This window comes from Micrococcus sp. EYE_212 (assembly GCF_023147585.1).
Taxonomy (GTDB): Bacteria; Actinomycetota; Actinomycetes; order Actinomycetales; family Micrococcaceae; genus Micrococcus.
Genome location: NZ_JAHXOZ010000008.1, coordinates 84,749 through 102,990 on the forward strand (window position 1 = coordinate 84,749; position 18,242 = coordinate 102,990).

The 18,242-nt window shown below is 73.5% G+C and carries 17 protein-coding genes; 10 read left to right on the forward strand and 7 right to left on the reverse strand.

Annotated features, from left to right (window positions below; genetic code table 11):
• Positions 1-12: 12 nt before the first annotated feature.
• Together KZX60_RS06860 and KZX60_RS06865 are read right to left on the reverse strand one after the other, a co-directional pair.
• Positions 13-1,899: a lipid II flippase MurJ gene (locus KZX60_RS06860; protein WP_248116750.1), complete on the reverse strand. Its 1,887-nt coding sequence runs from the start codon at positions 1,897-1,899 to the stop codon at positions 13-15.
• A gap of 47 nt (positions 1,900-1,946) precedes the next feature.
• On the reverse strand, positions 1,947-2,555 hold the full coding sequence (locus tag KZX60_RS06865) for an NUDIX hydrolase (protein WP_248116752.1): 609 nt from the start codon (positions 2,553-2,555) through the stop codon (positions 1,947-1,949).
• A gap of 66 nt (positions 2,556-2,621) precedes the next feature.
• Between KZX60_RS06865 and KZX60_RS06870 the strand changes: the two genes are divergently transcribed.
• On the forward strand, positions 2,622-4,082 hold the full coding sequence (locus KZX60_RS06870; RefSeq protein ID WP_248116754.1) for a CCA tRNA nucleotidyltransferase: 1,461 nt from the start codon (positions 2,622-2,624) through the stop codon (positions 4,080-4,082).
• A gap of 41 nt (positions 4,083-4,123) precedes the next feature.
• Positions 4,124-5,887, forward strand: coding sequence for a formate--tetrahydrofolate ligase (locus KZX60_RS06875; RefSeq protein WP_248116756.1), 1,764 nt, complete (start codon positions 4,124-4,126; stop codon positions 5,885-5,887).
• A 111-nt stretch (positions 5,888-5,998) separates the two neighbouring features.
• On the opposite strand, the gene KZX60_RS06880 is transcribed toward KZX60_RS06875, so the two are convergent.
• The gene (locus KZX60_RS06880; RefSeq protein WP_248116758.1) at positions 5,999-7,084 is read right to left on the reverse strand and encodes an inositol-3-phosphate synthase; all 1,086 of its coding nucleotides are present in this window, start codon (positions 7,082-7,084) and stop codon (positions 5,999-6,001) included.
• A 176-nt stretch (positions 7,085-7,260) separates the two neighbouring features.
• Here KZX60_RS06880 and KZX60_RS06885 point away from each other — a divergent pair, with 176 nt between their 5' ends.
• On the forward strand, positions 7,261-8,871 hold the full coding sequence (locus KZX60_RS06885; RefSeq protein WP_248116760.1) for a glycosyltransferase 87 family protein: 1,611 nt from the start codon (positions 7,261-7,263) through the stop codon (positions 8,869-8,871).
• On the opposite strand, the gene KZX60_RS06890 is transcribed toward KZX60_RS06885, so the two are convergent.
• A complete protein-coding gene (locus KZX60_RS06890) occupies positions 8,763-9,092 on the reverse strand; it encodes a hypothetical protein (RefSeq protein ID WP_248116761.1) in 330 nt (109 codons plus the stop codon). The two genes, KZX60_RS06885 and KZX60_RS06890, sit on opposite strands and share 109 nt — an antisense overlap.
• A 239-nt stretch (positions 9,093-9,331) precedes the next feature.
• On the opposite strand from KZX60_RS06890, the gene KZX60_RS06895 reads away from it, so the two are divergent.
• From KZX60_RS06895 to rplI, 6 genes are all read left to right on the forward strand, one after another.
• The gene (locus KZX60_RS06895; protein WP_248116763.1) at positions 9,332-10,762 is read left to right on the forward strand and encodes a M18 family aminopeptidase; all 1,431 of its coding nucleotides are present in this window, start codon (positions 9,332-9,334) and stop codon (positions 10,760-10,762) included.
• A gap of 387 nt (positions 10,763-11,149) precedes the next feature.
• Positions 11,150-12,115 carry an endonuclease domain-containing protein gene (locus KZX60_RS06900; RefSeq protein WP_248116765.1) on the forward strand — a complete coding sequence of 322 codons (966 nt, stop codon included), beginning with the start codon at positions 11,150-11,152 and terminating at the stop codon, positions 12,113-12,115.
• A 360-nt stretch (positions 12,116-12,475) separates the two neighbouring features.
• A complete protein-coding gene (gene rpsF, locus KZX60_RS06905) occupies positions 12,476-12,781 on the forward strand; it encodes a 30S ribosomal protein S6 (protein WP_248116767.1) in 306 nt (101 codons plus the stop codon).
• A gap of 58 nt (positions 12,782-12,839) precedes the next feature.
• A complete protein-coding gene (locus KZX60_RS06910; protein ID WP_248116769.1) occupies positions 12,840-13,469 on the forward strand; it encodes a single-stranded DNA-binding protein in 630 nt (209 codons plus the stop codon).
• Between the two features lie 207 nt (positions 13,470-13,676).
• A complete protein-coding gene (rpsR, locus tag KZX60_RS06915) occupies positions 13,677-13,916 on the forward strand; it encodes a 30S ribosomal protein S18 (RefSeq protein ID WP_002857788.1) in 240 nt (79 codons plus the stop codon).
• Between the two features lie 22 nt (positions 13,917-13,938).
• Positions 13,939-14,403, forward strand: a complete 465-nt coding sequence (gene rplI, locus KZX60_RS06920; protein ID WP_248116771.1) for a 50S ribosomal protein L9 — start codon at positions 13,939-13,941, stop codon at positions 14,401-14,403.
• Between the two features lie 122 nt (positions 14,404-14,525).
• Here the strand turns inward: rplI and KZX60_RS06925 are convergent, their stop codons facing one another.
• Together KZX60_RS06925 and KZX60_RS06930 are read right to left on the reverse strand one after the other, a co-directional pair.
• A complete protein-coding gene (locus KZX60_RS06925) occupies positions 14,526-15,716 on the reverse strand; it encodes a succinylglutamate desuccinylase/aspartoacylase family protein (RefSeq protein ID WP_248116829.1) in 1,191 nt (396 codons plus the stop codon).
• 89 nt (positions 15,717-15,805) lie between these two features.
• Positions 15,806-16,345 (reverse strand): RimK/LysX family protein, encoded by a 540-nt coding sequence (locus tag KZX60_RS06930; RefSeq protein ID WP_248116773.1) that lies wholly within the window; start codon positions 16,343-16,345, stop codon positions 15,806-15,808.
• A gap of 26 nt (positions 16,346-16,371) precedes the next feature.
• Between KZX60_RS06930 and rimK the strand changes: the two genes are divergently transcribed.
• A complete protein-coding gene (gene rimK, locus KZX60_RS06935) occupies positions 16,372-17,637 on the forward strand; it encodes a 30S ribosomal protein S6--L-glutamate ligase (RefSeq protein ID WP_248116775.1) in 1,266 nt (421 codons plus the stop codon).
• A gap of 78 nt (positions 17,638-17,715) precedes the next feature.
• On the opposite strand, the gene KZX60_RS06940 is transcribed toward rimK, so the two are convergent.
• A complete protein-coding gene (locus tag KZX60_RS06940) occupies positions 17,716-18,156 on the reverse strand; it encodes a thioesterase family protein (protein WP_248116777.1) in 441 nt (146 codons plus the stop codon).
• Positions 18,157-18,242: the final 86 nt, after the last annotated feature.

The window sequence follows — 18,242 nt, forward strand, 5'->3', positions numbered from 1 at the left end:
TCGGGGGCGGGGTCAGCGGGCGGAGGGGGAACGGGAGCCGAGCACGCGGCCCAGGGCCGGCACGCGGCTGACGATCGGCCGCAGCGCGTCGTCGAGCTCGGGGAAGCGCAGGGCCCGCAGCACCATCAGGTAGACGGGGGCCATCACGGCGCCTGTCAGTGCGCAGGTGAGCAGCGCCGTCAGGATGGAGTCCCACGCGTAGCCGCCGTCGTAGCCGCCGAGCATCCACACCACCGCCGCGCCCGGCACCGCGGCCACGAGGGCCGCCAGGCCGGTCTGCGCGTGCGCGGCCACCACGGAGGCCAGGCCGTAGTCGCCGATGCGCCGCGCCGTCAGCACGTGGGCGACCACGAACTGATAGACGTAGGAGAGCGTGCCGACGGCGGCCACCCAGTGGCCGAACGACCAGGCCGGGAGCACCCAGGCGCCGGCGTACGCGAGCACCAGCATCCCGAGGGCGGAGGTCACCTGGATGACCATGGGCGTCCGGGCGTCCTCGGCCGCGTAGAAGCTGCGCAGCAGGTAGAAGCTCGCGGAGCGGAACGGCAGGCCCGCGGCCAGGATGAGGAGGATCTGGCCGATCGCCACGCCGGAGGCCAGCGCGGTGTCCGCGGAGGAGCCGAAGATGCGGCCCAGGGGCCCGGCGAGCACCACGTAGAGGCCCACGGCGAAGAGCAGCGGCACCGTGAACGCCCGCAGGCCGGAGCGCAGGGAGTCGCGGACGGCCCCGTCGTCGCCCCTGCCCACGGCGCGGGTGAGCCGGTTGAAGAGCACGGTGGCCAGGGAGATCACGAACACCGAGTGCGGCAGGATCGCGATCAGCATGCCCACGTTGTACGCCTGGAGCCCGGGCACCGCGGCCTGCGCGAAGGCGTCGGACCAGTCCTCCGTGCCGGGGATGCGGGCGGAGGCGTCCGCGCGGGCCGCCGTCGCGCCGGTGACGATGCGGGTGCACAGCAGGTTGACCACGTTGCCGACCAGCATGGTCAGCAGGGTCCAGCCCGCGAGCCTGCCCGTGGAGCGCAGGCCCATGCCCCTCCAGCCGAACGTGGGGCGCAGGCCCAGGCCGAGTCTCCGCAGGGGCAGGAACAGGATGAGCGCCTGCGCCACGATGCCCAGGGTGTGGCCGCCGGCGAGCACCATGGTCTGCGTGGTGGTCCACTCCGCGAGCTGGTCCCCGCCCGAGTAGCGGCCGAACATCACGAGGTAGAGGACGATCGTGGCGATCGCGACCACGTTGTTCACCACGGGCGCCCACATGTACGCGCCGAACCGCCCGTGGGCGTTGAGCACCTGGCCCACGATCGCGTACATCCCGTAGAAGAACACCTGGGGCAGGGTCCAGACGGCCAGGACCGTGCCGAGCGCGAGCATCGGCTCGGACCAGCCCGCGGTGAGGGTGCTCATGAGGGGCGCGGCGGCCAGCGTCAGCAGCACCGTGAACGCCGCCATCACGAGGGTCGCCAGGGTCATGAGGCGCGAGGTGTAGTCCGCGCCGCGGTCGGCGTCCTTCGCGTGCTTGATCAGCTGGGGCACGAGCACCACGTTGAAGATGCCGCCCGCGAGCAGCATGTAGATCACGTTGGGGATCGTGTTCGCGGACTCGAAGACGTCCGCCACGAGCGCGGTCGAGCCGATCGCGACCGCCAGCAGGATGGTGCGCACGAAGCCCAGCACGCGGGAGACGAGCGTTCCCGCGGCCATGATCGCGGTGGAGCGGGCGGCGCGCTGCTCGCCCTCCGGCACGACGTCGGCGGGCGCCGTGGCCTCGGTGGCCGCCGAGGGCGTCGCCCCGGGGGAGGCGGTCTGCGCGGCCCCCTCGGCGGTCACCTCGTCCTGGGTGGGGGTGGCGGCCGGGGCGGTCTCCAGCGCGCGGCGCGGGGCAGGTCTGCTGCTCATGGGGGTCACCCGTCGTTCTCAGGCGGCCCCGCGCTCGGGGCCGGGGTTCAGGGGCGGTGGTCGCGGGCGCCGCCCGCGGGGAAGTGCTGGTCCACGATCCGCCGCGCCAGGTCCACGATCCGGCGCTCGTTGGCGAAGGAGAGGCGCCGCGCGACGTCCTCGAGGCGCACCCACGCCACGTCCACGGCCTCGTGGTCCGGGTCGTTCTCGATGGTCAGCTCGCCGCCGGTCGCGCGCAGCAGGAAGTGGTGCACGGTCTTGTGCACGCGGTGGCGGGACACGGTGAACCAGTAGTCGATGGAGCCCAGCGGCTCGAGGATGTGCCCGGCGATCCCGGTCTCCTCCTCGACTTCGCGCACGGCCGCCTGGCGGTGGTCCTCGGCGCCCTCGGGGTGGCCCTTGGGCAGGCACCACTCGAGGCGTCCGCCGCGGTTGTACCGGGCGATGATGGCCACCTCGAGGCCGTCCTCGTGCTCGCGGATCACGATGCCGCCGGCGGAGACCTCCTCGACGGTGGGCAGTCCGGCCGCCCCGGGGGCCCGCGGCGCGACGACGGGGGGAACCTCCGCTCGGACGGGCTCGGGACGACGTCGTCGCAGCCCCAGTGCGGAGGGCAGGGGGGCGCCCCGGTGCGCAGAAGGATCGGGGCTGGTCATGCCCACAACTCTAACGCGGCGGGCGCGGAGCCGGGGCGGAGAGGGTCTGGCACCCTTGTAGGCATCATGGAACTGAGCCACGACTCCCTCGCACTGCCCCCCGGCTTCCCCGCGGACGCCTCCCTGCCCGCCGTCGTCGTGGAGCTGGGGGAGAGGTTCGCCGGCGCCGGGCACGAGCTGTCCCTCGTGGGCGGCCCGGTGCGCGACCTCTTCCTGGGGCGGGACTCGGGGGACCTGGACTTCACCACGGACGCGGACCCGGACGCCGCCGAGGCCGTGGGCGCCGGCTGGGCGGACGCCACGTGGGACGTGGGCCGGCGGTTCGGGACGATCGGCTTCCGCAAGGGCGGCTGGCAGCTGGAGGTGACCACCTACCGCGCCGAGCAGTACGACCCGGAGAGCCGCAAGCCGCAGGTGGCCTTCGGGGACAGCCTCGAGGACGACCTCTTCCGCCGCGACTTCACCGTGAACGCGATGGCCCTGCGCCTGCCCGAGATGGCTCTCGTGGACCCGCACGGCGGCGTGCGGGACCTCGCCGCGGGCGCGCTGCGCACCCCCGGCACCCCCGAGGACTCCTTCTCGGACGACCCGCTGCGCATGCTGCGCGCCGCCCGCTTCGCCTCCCAGCTCGGCTTCGAGGTGGCGCCCGAGGTGGAGGCCGCGATGACGGCCATGGCCGAGCGCATCGCGATCATCTCCGCCGAGCGCGTGCGGGAGGAGCTCGTGAAGCTCGTGTGCGGCGCCCACCCGCGGCGCGGGCTGGACCTGCTGGTCCGCACCGGCCTGGCCGAGCACGTGCTGCCCGAGCTGCCCGCGCTGAAGCTGGAGACGGACGAGCACCACCGCCACAAGGACGTCTACGACCACTCCCTCACGGTGCTCGAGCAGGCCGCCCAGCTGGAGGCGGAGTACTCCCCGGAGCGGCCCGACGTCGTCCTGCGCCTCGCCGCGCTGCTGCACGACGTCGGCAAGCCCGCCACGCGCCGCTTCGAGAAGGGCGGCGCCGTGACGTTCCGGCACCACGAGAACGTGGGCGCCAAGCTGGTGCGCAAGCGGCTGCGCGCCCTGAAGTTCGACAACGACACGATCAAGGCCGTGGCCCGCCTCGTGGAGCTGCACATGCGCTTCTACGGGTACGGGGACGCCGGGTGGACCGACTCCGCCGTGCGCCGCTACGTGCACGACGCCGGGGACCTCCTGCCGCGTCTCCACGCGCTGACCCGCTCGGACGTGACCACGCGCAACCGCCTCAAGGCCGAGCGCCTGGCCCACGCGTACGACGACCTCGAGCGGCGCATCGCCGAGATCTCCGAGGCGGAGGAGATGGCGGCCGTCCGTCCGGACCTGGACGGCGAGCAGATCATGGCGCTGCTCGGCCTCCGCCCCGGCCCCGTGGTCGGGCGGGCCTACCGGCACCTGCTCGAGTGGCGCCTCGACGAGGGCCCGCACGAGGCGGATGTGGCCGAGGCCGAGCTGCGCCGCTGGTGGGCGGAGCAGCCGGAGGCTCAGGAGGGCGCGGAGGGCTGAGGGGCGGCGGCCCGCGAGGGCCAGGTGGCAGGATCGGCCCCATGAACGACGCCGAGATCGCCGCCGCCCATCCGATCCGTCCGATCGCCGAGATCGCGGCCGAGGCCGGGATCGCCGAGGACCTGCTCATCCCCTACGGCCGGCACATGGCCAAGGTGGACGTCCACGCGCTGACCGCCCCCGAGCGCGGCCGCGTCGTGCTCGTCACCGGCATCAGCCCGACGCCGGCCGGCGAGGGCAAGACCACCGTCACCGTGGGCCTGGCCGACGGCCTCAACCTCCTGGCGCAGCAGCCGGACGCGCCGGGCGCCGTCGCCGGAGCCCGCACCGTCGTCGCGCTCCGCGAGCCCTCCCTCGGGCCGGTGTTCGGCATCAAGGGCGGCGCCACGGGCGGCGGCCGCGCGCAGGTGGTGCCCATGGAGGACATCAACCTGCACTTCACCGGCGACTTCCACGCCATCACCTCCGTGCACAACCTGCTCTGCGCCCTCGTGGACAACCACGTGCAGCAGGGCAACGCGCTGGGCATCGATCCGCGGACCATCGCCCTGAAGCGTGCCCTGGACATGAACGACCGCACGCTGCGCGATGTCGTCACGGGCCTGGGCGGCCGCACGCAGGGCGTGCCGCGCGAGGGCGGCTTCGAGATCACCGTGGCGACCGAGACCATGGCCGTCTTCTGCCTCGCCGCGGACCTGGCCGACCTCAAGGCCCGCCTCGGCCGCATCACGGTGGGCTACACGTACGACGGCGAGGCCGTCACCGCCTCCCAGATCGGCCCGAACGGTGCCCAGGGGGCCATGGCCGTGCTGCTCAAGGACGCGATCGAGCCGAACCTCGTGCAGACGCTCGGCGGCACGCCCGCGCTCGTGCACGGCGGCCCCTTCGCGAACATCGCCCACGGGGCGAACTCCGTGATCGCCACGCGCACGGCCCGCCGGCTCGGAGACCTCGTGGTCACGGAGGCCGGGTTCGGCGCGGACCTCGGCGGACAGAAGTTCATGGACATCACGGCCGTGGCCGGCGGGTTCCCGCCCGCGGCCGCCGTCGTCGTCGCCACGGTGCGCGCGCTCAAGCTGCAGGCCGGGATCGCGCTGCCGGACGTGAAGGCGGGCGTCGCCGAGGCGGCCGAGCGCTCGGGCCGGGGCCTCGCCGACGTGCGCGCCGAGCACGTGGACGCCCTGCGGGCCGGCCTGGCGAACCTCGAGCGGCACGTCGGGAACATGCGCGCGTACGGGGTGCCCGTCGTCGTCGCCGTGAACCGGTTCACGCAGGACGACGACGCCGAGCTCGACGTGCTGCGCGCGTGGGGCGTGGAGAACGGCGTGCCCGTGGCCGTCGCGGACGTGTGGGGCGGCGGCGGCGAGGGCGCCCTCGAGCTGGCCCGCCTGCTGGGGGAGCACCTGCCGGCCCCGGGCGAGCCCGCGCCGCCGCTGACCGGGCTGTGGACCGAGGGGATGGAGGTGGAGGAGCGGATCCAGGCCGTCGTCCGCCGCGTGTACGGGGGCGCCGGAGCGGAGCTGAGCCCCGTGGCCCGGCGGCAGCTCGCGCAGCTGCGTGCTCGTGGACTGGACCGCCTGCCAGTGTGCATGGCCAAGACGCAGTACTCGTTCTCGGACGACCCCACGCTCCTGAACGCGCCCGAGGGGTTCACCGTGTCCGTGCGCGAGCTCTCCGCGAAGACGGGCGCCGGGTTCGTCGTCGCGCTCACCGGCGCCGTCATGACGATGCCGGGCCTGCCCGCCTCCCCGGCCGCCGACCGCATGGACGTGGCCGACGACGGCACGGTGACGGGGCTCTTCTGAGGGGGAGGCCTTGGGGTCACCGGGGCCTCCCCCAGATGAGCTGGGCGCAGTACTGCCAGGCAACCCGGTGGGTTGCCTGGCAGTACTGCGCCCAGTGCGGCGTGCGGTCCGTCAGCGCTCGATGTCGCCGCGGATGAACGCCTCGACGAGCTCGCGGGCCTCGTCGTCGTTGTGCTGGACCGGCGGGGACTTCATGAAGTACGAGGACGCCGAGAGGATCGGGCCGCCGGTGCCGCGGTCCAGGGCGATCTTCGCGGCGCGCACGGCGTCGATGATCACGCCGGCCGAGTTGGGGGAGTCCCACACCTCGAGCTTGTACTCGAGGCTGACGGGGGCGTCGCCGAAGTTGCGGCCCTCGAGGCGCACGAAGGCCCACTTGCGGTCGTCGAGCCAGGCCACGTAGTCGGAGGGACCGATGTGCACGTCGTCCGCCGCGAGCTTCGCGGTGGTGTTGGAGGTGACGGCCTGCGTCTTGGAGATCTTCTTGGACTCGAGGCGCTCGCGCTCGAGCATGTTCTTGAAGTCCATGTTGCCGCCGACGTTGAGCTGGTACGTGCGGTCCAGGGTCACGCCGCGGTCCTGGAAGAGCTTGGCCATCACGCGGTGGGTGATGGTGGCGCCGATCTGGGACTTGATGTCGTCGCCCACGATCGGCACGCCGGCCGCGGTGAACTTCTCGGCCCACGCGGGGGTGCCGGCGATGAACACGGGCAGGGCGTTGACGAAGGCGACGCCGGCGTCGATCGCGGCCTGCGCGTAGTGCTCGGCCGCCTGCTGCGAGCCCACGGGCAGGTAGCAGACGAGCACGTCCACCTTCGCGTCCTTGAGCGCCTGGGCGACGTCCACGGGCTCCGCGTCCGACTCCTCGATGGTCTCGCGGTAGTACTTGCCGAGGCCGTCCAAGGTGGGGCCGCGCTGCACGGTGACGTCGGCGTGGGGGACGTCGGCGATCTTAATGGTGTTGTTCTCGGAGGCGAGGATCGCCTCGGAGAGGTCCAGGCCCACCTTCTTCGCGTCCACGTCGAACGCGGCCACGAACTCCAGGTCGGAGACGTGGTAGTCCCCGAACTGCACGTGCATCAGGCCGGGCACGGCGTCCGTGGGCGCGGCGTCGCGGTAGTACTCCACGCCCTGGATCAGGGACGTTGCGCAGTTGCCCACGCCGGCGATGGCGACGCGGATGGGGTTCTTGGCCACGGTCAGGTTCTCTCCTCAGCGGATCCGGGATGGATGCTCGGCGCGGCGGGCGCGCACGAGGGGCCCGCGCAGCGGTGCGCGGGCGCACTGTCCCGGGGGAACAGCGCCCCCAGTTTACGACGCACGGGGGCACGGGGGCGCGACGAGGTGTCCTCCGCGCTTCCTAGGATGGGAGCATGAGCCCGGCCCCGGCGCACGCCGCCACCCCTGACGAGCCGCCCACGCATGCCCTCTCCGGGCCGTCCCGGGAGGCCTCCGAGCAGGGCCGTGGCACCGCCGCGCGTTCCGCTGAGGGCGCACACGCGGCGGCCTCGGCGGCGCGCATCGGGCGCGGGGCGGGCCGGTTCGCCCTCCCCGGGGGCCTGGCCGCGAACGGCCCCGGCCGGGGGACCGGATCCTGGGCCTCGCCCGCGGCCCTCGCCGGGCTGCTGGTGGCGCTGGCCGCCGTCGTGAGCCTTCTGCAGAAGGCGCCGTGCCTGCTGAACGGCTGGGGCGCGCCCAACGTGTACTACGCCGGGTGCTACTCGGACTGGGCGGCGCTGTACGGCGGGCGGGGGTTCGCGGAGAACGCGTGGGCGCCGTTCGCGGCCGGGTCCACCTTCGAGTACCCCGTGCTGATGTCCCTCGTGGGATCGGTGACCGCGCAGATCACGCAGGGGCTCCCGTTCGGCGCCGAGCAGGGCACGCTCGTGTTCTGGATCGTGAACCTGCTGTTCGTCACGGGGCTGTGGGCCGCCGTCGCCGTGCTGACCGTGCGCACCGCGGGCCGCCGCTGGACGGACGGGCTCATGGTGGCCGTGGCCCCCGGGATCATCCTGGCCGGCACCATCAACTGGGACCTGTGGGCCGTGGCGCTGATGGCGTGGGGCATGTGGGTGTTCTCCCGCGGGCGGCCCGGCTGGGCGGGTGTGCTGTTCGGTCTCGGCGCCGCCACGAAGCTCTACCCGCTGCTCATCCTCGGGCCGCTGCTGATCCTGGCCGTGCGCTCGCGCCGCTGGGCGCCGTTCCTCACGGCGACGGCGGGCACCCTGCTCGCGTGGACCGCCGTCAACGTGCCCCTCATGGTGGCCAACTTCGACGCGTGGTCCGTGTTCTTCACCTTCTCCGGCGAGCGCGGCCCCGGCCTGTCGAGCGTGTGGCACGCGTGGGACGTCGTCGCCGTCCAGGCCGGGTGGGGGAGGGTGCCGGCGGACTCCCTCTCCCTGTTGGCCTACGGGGCGTTCGCGGTGTGCTGCGCAGCGATCTTCGTGCTCGGCGTGCGCGCGCGGCACACCCCGCGCCTGGGGCAGCTGACGTTCCTCGTGGTGGCCGCGTTCGTGCTGACGAACAAGGTGTACTCGCCGCAGTTCGTGATCTGGCTGATCCCGCTCATGGCGCTGGCCCTGCCGCGCTGGAGGGACTTCTGGGTGTGGCAGACCGTGGAGGCCCTGCACTTCTTCGCCGTGTGGATGAACCTGGCCAAGACCGCCGCCGGCTCCATGCCGCAGCACTCCATGGACGACTCCGTGTACGTGGCCGCGATCCTCGCCCACATGCTCGCCGTCCTCTGGCTCTGCGCCCGCGTGGTGCGGGAGATCCTGCACCCGGAGGAGGACCTGGTGAAGCAGTCCGAGGGCGCCGGTCCCGACGCCGACCCGCTCGCCGGCGCGTTCGGGACACCCGGCGCGGTCGGCTCCGGTCAGGCGAAGTCCCAGCGGTGGATCGGGCAGTCGGGGGAGGGCTCGACGACGTCGGCGCCGGTGACGCCGGCACCCGCGCCGCGGCCGTCGGCGGCTCCGGCCGGCTGAGGGCACGCGCACACGGCGCCCGAGGCGGCGGTCGCGGCCTTCATCTGCGCCCGCCAGGCCGCATTGGGGTCGGTGCCGGGGTCCACGGCGGGGGCGCCGGGGGTGCGGTGCGGGGCGGCGTCCCTGTCCCGGTCGAAGCCCATGCGCACGATCAGCCAGCCGCCCACGGTCCAGGCCACCATGAGGAACACCCCCACGGCCACGGCGGTCAGGATCTCCACGGCGTCTCCTCCTCGCTCGACGACGGCGACGCGCCCAGGCTACGGGGGCGGGGCGCGGGCGTGGGCGCGGGGTGCCGGGGTGCCGGGGTGCCGGGGTGCCGGGGTGCCGGGGCGCGGGGGTGCCGGGGCGCGGGCCGCGGGCTGCGGGCGCGGGCCGCGGGCCGCCGGCCGCCGGGCGTCAGGTGCAGGCAGGTGCCCGGTGCGGGTGCCGCGTCCGGGGTGCGCGGTACGGTCGGGACATGACCACCGTGACCCCGGACACCCCCGCGCTCTCCGCCCACCTGCAGGACCTGGCCGCGTTCGTGCAGGCCTCCCCCTCCAGCTTCCACGCCGCCGCCGAGACCGCCCGCCGGCTCGAGGCCGCGGGCTTCACCCGCCTGGACGAGGCCGCCGACTTCCCGGCCGCCCCCGGCGGGTACGTGGTGGTGCGTGACGGCGCCGTGATCGCCTGGATCGTGCCGGAGGGCGCGGACGGGAGTGCGGACGGGAGTGCGGCTGGACGTGCGGACGGGAGTGCGGCTGGACGTGCGGGCCGGGGCGTGGGCGGCGTTCCGACGTTCCGCGTGCTCGGCGCCCACACCGACTCCCCCAGCTTCAAGCTCAAGCCGCAGCACATGAGCGTGACGGCTGACGGCTGGGTCCAGGCCGGCGTCGAGGTGTACGGCGGGCCGCTGCTGAACTCGTGGCTGGACCGGGAGCTGCGCTTCGCCGGCCGGCTCGTGCTCGCGGACGGCACCCAGGTGCTGGCCGCCACCGGGCCCGTGGGCCGCATCCCCCAGCTGGCCGTCCACCTGGACCGCGACGTGAACTCGGACGGCCTGGCCCTCCAGCGCCAGCGCCACACGCAGCCCATCGTCGCGGCCGTGGGCTCGGCCGCCGGTGGGGACACCGCGTCCGTGCAGCTCGGCGGCAACGTGATCGCGCTGCTCGCGGCCCAGGCGGGCGTGGACATGGCGGAGGTGCGCGGCGTGGACGTGGTGGTCGCGGACGCACAGGCCCCGGGGGCGTTCGGCGCCAACGGCGAGTTCTTCGCCTCCGGCCGCCTCGACAACCTCTCCTCGGTGCACGCCGGGCTGGCGGCCATGGAGGCCCTGGCCCCCGGTTCAGGCGAGGAGGGCGCCGGGGGTGCGGGCGGCGTCGTCGTGCCGGTGCTGGCGGCCTTCGACCACGAGGAGGTGGGCTCGGCCACGCGCACCGGTGCGGGCGGGCCGCTGCTCGAGGAGGTCATGGACCGCGTGCTGGACGCGCTCGGCGTGAGCGGCCAGGGGAGGGCGCGCTCGCGGGCGGGCTCGTGGCTGCTCTCCGCGGATGCGGGGCACCTCGTCCACCCCAACTACGCCGAGCGCCACGATCCCGTGAACCACCCGCGCGTCAACGCCGGCCCGCTGCTGAAGATCAACGCGAACCAGCGCTACGCCACGGACGCCGAGGGCGAGGCCGCGTTCGCGCGCTGGTGCGCGGCGGCGGGCGTGCCGTTCCAGACGTTCGTCTCGAACAACGACATGCCGTGCGGCTCCACGATCGGCCCCATCTCCGCCACGCGCCTGGGCGTGCGGACGGTGGACGTGGGCATCGGCCTGCTCTCCATGCACTCCGCCCGGGAGATGTGCGGCGCGCAGGACCCCGCGTGGCTGAGCGCGGCGGTGGGGGAGTTCTTCCGCGGGGTGTGAGCGGGAGGCGGGGCCGGAGTTCTGGGGCGGGTCGTGAGCGGGAGGCGGGGCGCGAGCCGGCGTGGTCCGGGCGAGGTGAGCGCGGCGCGGCATCAGCTGGGCGCAGTACTGCCAGGTAACCCCCGGCGTTGCTTGGCAGTACTGCGCCCAGCTCATGGGCGGCTGGCCGGCGGTGCGTCCAGCCACCCGTACGGCCGCCCGTCCATCGACCTGTACGGCGGTCCCTTCGGCGGTCCGTCCGGCGGAGCATCCCGCCATCCGATCTGCCGGTGGGGAGACCTGGAGCCCTCGACGTCGGCTCCTGCACCGGCTCCGCGGGCCGGATTCCTGTGCACAGATGGGCCGCGGGCATGCCGGCGAGGCGCTGCGCCGCGCTTCACTGCGGGAGTGAGTGATCCTCTCGACGCCCTGCCCGAGTCCGTGTTCCCCGTCGACCGCGCGGTGACGGCAGGTCTGACGACGAGCCGAGCGCGCCGGAGCGACCTGGAGGCCGCCGGCCGAGGGCTGCGCCGTCGTCGGGGATCCCCACCGGACCCCCTGCAGACCGCGATCGCGCATGCTCGGCGCGACCGCAGCCTGGTCCTCAGTCACAACACCGCCGCCGCCGTGTGGGGGATCTGGCTCCCTCATGGCGGCCAGGTGCGGCCGCACCTCGCACGCGTGCGGCCCGGAGCCCAGCCGCGGGTGAAGGGCGCGCACGGCCACCGGCTGCGCCTGGACCCGGAGCGGCATGTCATCACGCTGGGGCAGGACGACGACGCCTACTCCGTGACGAGTCCGGTCCGTACGTGGGCCGATCTCACCGCGAGCGGTCTGCCCGTGGAGGACCTGGTGGTGGCCGGGGACTCGCTCCTGCGCCGGGCCGACGGCCCCCGCGGCAGCCTGCCGAGGGGATGGAGGCACCCGCTGGCGAGTCGCACGGCGATGTGGCAGGGCGCGGAGGAGTGGCGCGGCCTGCGCCGGTGGAGCGTGATGGGAGAGGCGCTTGAGCGGGTCCGGGAGGGGTCGGACTCCCCGCAGGAGACGCGACTGCGGCTCCGTCTCGTCGAGGCAGGGCTGCCGGAGCCTGAGGTGAATCCCCCGGTGGTGCTCCTGCGCGACGCCCTGGGGCGGGTCCTGCAGTCCACGTCGGTGGACCTGTTCTACGAGCGAGCTCGCCTGGCGATCCAGTACGAGGGGGAGCACCACTTCACCCACGCCGCGCAGTACCGGCGGGACATGCGCCGCGACGAGGAGCTGCGGGATGCGGGCGTCGAGGTGCTGCGGGTGGACAAGGAGGTCTTCGGCCTCGCGGAGTGGCCGCGCTTCGTGGAGCGGGTGGCCCGGCTTCTTCGGCAGCGGGGCCACGCATGAGCAGGAGACGCATGAGATGGGCGCGGTCGGAGCGCTGTCGTCAGGTGCGGGGCAGTCATGAGCGGAGCACCCATCAGCTGGGCGCAGTACTGCCAAGTAACCCCCGGCGTTACCTGGCAGTACTGCGCCCAGCTGATCGGTGCCCAGCTGATCGGCCCCCGGCTATCGGCCCCCAGTTGATCGGCCCCCAGCTGATCGGTGCCCGGCTGATTGGTCCCCGGCTGATCGGTGCCCGGCACCTGCTAGACTCGATTGGTTCCCTGCGTGCCGCCGAAGAGCGCGGACACCCACGCGGGGACAAGCACAGAACCTCCTGCCACGGAGAGACCGTGGCCGCAAGCCCAGAGGAGGTGGGTTCGCATGCGTGCTTATGAGCTGATGGTGCTGATCGACCCTGAGGTCGACGAGCGCACCGTGGAGCCGACCCTCAAGAAGTACCTTGAGGTCGTCACCAACGCTGGTGGCACCATCGACAATGTCGATGTGTGGGGCCGTCGCAAGACCGCCTACGAGATCCAGAAGAAGTCCGAGGCCATCTACGTGGTCGTCAACTTCCACTCGGAGCCGGCCGCCACCCAGGAGCTGGACCGTCTTCTGAACATCAACGAGACGATCCTGCGCACCAAGATCATCCGTCCCGAGGAGCAGAAGGTCACCGCCGAGTGACCTCGTTCGTCCGGGTGTCCTGACCACCCGCCCGTTCCCGCGAACACCAGGAGTGACCATGGCCGGAGAAACCGTCATCACCGTGGTCGGCAACCTCACCGCCGACCCCGAGCTGCGCTTCACCCCGAACGGTGCGGCGGTCGCGAACTTCACGATCGCGTCCACCCCGCGCACGTTCGACCGTCAGACCAACGAGTGGAAGGACGGGGAGACCCTGTTCCTCCGCGCGTCGATCTGGCGTGAGGCCGCCGAGAACGTGGCCGAGACCCTCACCAAGGGCACTCGCGTGGTCGCCCAGGGCCGCCTCAAGGCGCGCACGTACGACGACCGCGAGGGCAACAAGCGCACCAGCTACGAGCTGGACGTGGACGAGATCGGCCCCTCGTTGAAGTACGCCACGGCCAAGGTCACGCGATCTCAGCGCGGCGGCGGCGGCGGTGGGTTCGGCGGCGGCCAGCAGGGCGGCGGCTTCGGCGGTCCCCAGCAGGGCGGCTCCGGCTTCGGCGGCAACGCCGGCGGCGGCTCCAACGACGGCGGCTTCGGCGGCGGTCAGCAGAGCGGCGGTCAGCAGGGCGGCGGCTGGGGCGGTCAGCAGGGCGGCGCCAACGCTGCTCCGCAGGACCCCTGGGCCGGCAGCGGCGGCGGCGGAGGATGGGACACCCCCTCCTCTAACGAGCCTCCGTTCTGAGCCGTCCCGCCACGGGACCGAAGGACACCGAGACGATTTCCGTCCGGGCGCACGGCGCCCGGAGGCCCGCCCCCCCCGGCGGACCACCCCGAGCACCCCGGCACCGCCGGGGCGCCTCTCACGCGGCAGCGGCCCCTCCGGGTCGCCGCGTGATCCCATCCCGCAGAACCGTTCTGCGGGCTCCAGAGAACATTGAGGAGCACCACGATGGCGAAGGCTGAACTCCGCAAGCCCAAACCCAAGTCCAACCCGCTCAAGGCCGCCAAGATCACGGAGATCGACTACAAGGACGTGGCCCTGCTGCGCAAGTTCATCTCGGACCGCGGGAAGATCCGCGCTCGCCGCGTGACCGGCGTGACCGTCCAGGAGCAGCGCAAGATCGCCCAGGCCGTCAAGAACGCCCGTGAGGTGGCCCTGCTGCCCTACGCCGGCGCTGGCCGCGGCTGATCGAGCAGAGGAAGGAAGACAGATGGCAAAGCTCATCCTGACCCAGGAGGTCGCCGGTCTCGGCGCCTCCGGTGACGTGGTCGAGGTCAAGAACGGGTACGCCCGCAACTACCTGCTCCCGCGCGGTGTCGCCACCGTGTGGTCCAAGGGCGGGGAGAAGCAGGTCGAGTCCATGCAGAACGCCCGCGCCGCGCGCGCCGTGGCCAACCTGGAGGACGCGCAGGCCCTGGCCGCCAAGCTCCAGGGCGCCACGGTGAAGCTCGAGCGCACCGCCGGTGAGGGTGGCCGCCTGTTCGGCGCCGTCCAGGCCGCGGACGTGGCCGAGGCCGTCGAGGCCGCCGGCCTCGGCTCCATCGACAAGCGCACCGTGACCCTGCCGGCCCACATCAAGTCCGTGGGCACCCACCAGGCCCACGTGCGCCTGCACGAGGACGTCGTGGCCGTGATCGACCTGCAGGTCGTCGCCGCCAAGGCCTCCAAGAAGTGATCATCCGCTTCTGACCGATCGGCTCGCCGATCACCCCGACGCCGCCCCGGTCCGCTCGCTCGAGCAGGCCGGGGCGTCGTCGTCCCCCCATCCTGACGAGACGCCCGCACCTCCGGACGGTGTCAGCCCTCGTCGTCCTCGGCGGAGCGCCGTGCGGCCTCCGGGTCGCCCTCGGCGACGCGCGGGGGGAGGCGCCGGCCGCCGTCGGGGGTGGGGAACGTGGAGCCGGGCCGGCCGCCGAGCTCACCGATGTGCACCAGCGCGTCCCCGCGGTGCACGAGCGGGGCCTCGGTGCGGCCGATCACCACGCCGGACAGCTCCGCCTTCACGTCCGAGAGCCGCCGGCCGAACGAGTTGTAGAGCGCGCCGATGCTCTCCCCGGCCCGCACCTGCTGGCCCAGGGTGACCTCGAGGTGCAGCAGGCCGTCGGCGCGGGCCCGCACCCAGCTGGAGTGCCACACGGTCAGGGGCGCGTCCTGCTCGCCGTCCACGACGCTGGCGTGCACGATCTCCGCGTCCTCGCCCATCGCGTCGAGGGCCTCGGGGACGTCGGTGGTGGCGTCGCCGAGGGGCACCACGACGTCGGCCGCCTGGGCCGCGTCCTCGGCCGACGCCGGGGGCAGGGCCACGCCCACGTCTCCGCCGTCGACCATGCCGAGCGCGGTGAGCACGCGCAGCACGCCGTCCACGCCGGGGGCGATCGCGTACTCGTCGAAGCGCCAGCCCTCGCCGGCCTCGTAGAGGAGCACGCGTGCGCCGGTCTCCCGGGCGGCGGCGCGCAGCGAGCCGTCGCGCAGCTTGGCGTGGAAGAGCACGGGCGCACCGAATGCCTCGGCGAGCTCCCGGGTGCGCCGGTCCTCCAGGTCGCAGCGGATCTGCGGGAGGTTGGAGCGGCGGTCGGCGCCGGTGTGCAGGTCGATCCCCACCTCGCAGCGGCTGATGATCTGCGTCATCATCAGGTGAGCGATCCGGGCCGCGAGCGAGCCGCGGGCCGCGCCGGGGAAGGAGCGGTTCAGGTCCCGGCGGTCCGGGAGGTAGCGGTCCCCGGCCATCACGCCCAGCACGTTGACGATCGGCACGGCCAGCAGCGTGCCGCGCATCCGGCCGGGGGAGAGGCGCTGCAGCACGCGGCGGATGACCTCGATGCCCACCACCTCGTCCCCGTGGATCGCGGCGGACACCCACACCGTGGGGCCGTCGTGCCGGCCGTGGAGCACGTGCACGGGAAGGGTGACCTCGGCGCCGGTGACCAGGCGGGAGATCGGCAGGGAGACCTCGCGGCGGTGCCCGGGGCGCACCTCCACCTCGCCCAGGCGGAAGGACTCGCGGGTGCGCCGCCGGCCGCGTGGGGCCCGGGTGGGCTCCGCGAGGGGCGCGTCGCCGTCGTGGCGGCCGGGTGCGCTCACAGCGCGCCCCGGTTGCGGCGGCGCACGCCGCGCGGCGGCTGGCCGCCCAGGTAGGAGGCGGCCGGGTCCACCAGGAGCCCGGCGGCGGCGAGGGTGGTGCGGCCCACGAGCATGCGGAAGCCCATCTCGTCGCGGTGGGTCAGCGTGACCTCGGCCTGCACGGTGCGGCCCATGAGCGTGAGCGGCATGACGACGACGATGCGGTCCTGGACGTTCCCGTTCGAGGAGCGGACGGCGCGCACGTCGGCGATCGGCATCTCGACCACCCGTGCGTCCGCGGCGGAGGTCTGCCACGGGTGCACCTCGAAGCGGACCCAGTCGCCGCCCTCGCGCTCGAACCGGCGGATGCCGAAGGCGTGCAGCGCGGAGGTGCGGGCGCCGGTGTCGATCTTCGCCTTGATCCACGGCGTCTGCGCCCCGGGCAGGCCCACCCACTCACGCCAGCCGACGCGGGCGCCGGGGGCGTCCGCGCCGCCGTCGTGACCGGTGTGGACACCTGCGGGGATGGACACCTGCGTGTGCTTAGATTCGGTCACGTGACCCATCTTCGCAGGAACACCCGATGAAGCTCGCGATCCTCTCCCGTTCCCCGCGCGCCTACTCCACCCAGCGCCTCAAGTCCGCCGCCCTCGAGCGCGGCCATGACGTGAAGGTGCTGGACACGCTGCGCTTCGGCATCGACCTCTCCACGGAGGAGCCGGACCTGACCTTCCGTGGCCGTCCCCTCTCCTCTTACGACGCCGTGCTGCCGCGCATCGGCAACTCGGTCACCTACTTCGGCACCGCCGTCGTGCGCCAGTTCGAGCAGATGGACGTCTACACGCCCAACACGGCCGCCGGCATCATGAACTCGCGGGACAAGCTGCGTGCCACGCAGATCCTCTCCCGCCACCAGATCGCCATGCCGGCCACGGTGTTCGTGCGCAACCGTGGCGAGGTGTCGTCCGCGATCGACATGGTGGGCGGCGCCCCCGTGGTCATCAAGCTGCTCGAGGGCACGCAGGGCATCGGCGTGATCCTGGCCCCCACGAAGAAGGTGGCCGAGGCGATCATCGAGACGCTGCACGGCACGAACCAGCAGGTGCTCATCCAGCGGTTCGTGGAGGAGTCCAAGGGCAAGGACATCCGCGCGCTCGTGGTGGGGGACCGCGTGGTGGCGGCCATGCGCCGCAGCGCCCAGGGGGACGAGTTCCGCTCCAACGTGCACCGCGGGGGGTCTGTGGAGCGCGTGGAGCTCACGCCCGAGTACGAGGAGACCGCCCTGCGCGCCGCCCACATCATGGGTCTGCGCGTGGCCGGCGTGGACATGCTCGAGGGCACGGACGGGCCACTGGTCATGGAGGTCAACTCCTCGCCCGGCCTGCAGGGCATCGAGGCGGCCACCGAGCTGGACGTGGCGGGCGCGATCGTGGACTACATCGCGGACCAGGCCGGCTTCCCGGACATCGACGTGCGCCAGCGCCTCTCCGTCTCCCGCGGCTACGGGGTGGCCGAGGTCGCGGTGCACGCGGGCTCGGAGATGGTGGGCGAGAGCATCGAGGACTCGGGGCTGCTGGCCAAGGACGTCCAGGTGCTCACGCTGCACCGCGGCACGTCCGTGTTCCCCAACCCCGCCGACTCCAAGGTGCTCGAGGAGGGCGACCGCCTGCTGTGCTTCGGCAAGCTGGAGAACATGCGCTCGCTCATCCCGGCGCGCTCGCGGCGCCCGAAGAAGGTGCGGAAGCTGCCGGAGAACCCCATCCTCGAGCCCGTGGCCGAGGAGGCGGCCGCCGCGCCGGCCGCACCCGCGCTGTCCGCCACGGATCCGGGCACCGGCTCGGACGCCTGAGGGCCCTCCCGGGCACGACGACGGCGCCGCACCGTCCGGGAGCAGTTCACGCCCGGACGGTGCGGCGCCGTCGTCCCGTCAGAGGTCCTGCGCGGCGCTCACCCCGGGGCGGTGCACCGCCTCGAAGGCCTCCCGCAGGGTCGGGGACAGCGGCGCGGTGGCGCTCATGTCCGCGGTGAGATGCACCATCAGGGCCTCGGCGGTCACGGCCACGGCGCCGTCCTGGATGAGCGCGTGCTGCAGCACGAACGAGGTGGTGCCGATCCGCGAGACCCAGACCCGGGCCGTCAGCGCGGGGGCGTAGTGCACGGGGCGCAGGTACTCGAGGTGGAGCGTTCGGACCACGAGCGCGCCGCTGCCCGGCGTGAGGGGGTAGGCCCACTCGGCCAGCGCGCGCACCCGGGCCTCCTCCGCCAGCGTGACCAGCCGTCCGTTGTTCACGTGGCCGTAGGCGTCCTGGTCCGACCAGCGCAGCTGCAGCTCCGTCTCGAAGGGGGCGGGATCGTGGGCTGTGCTCATGCGCGGCACTCCTGAGGGTCGGTGGGCGCCCGGACGGGCGGGTCGTCAGGGGCGACGCTACGCCGAGCGGGAGAGGAACGCTCGGG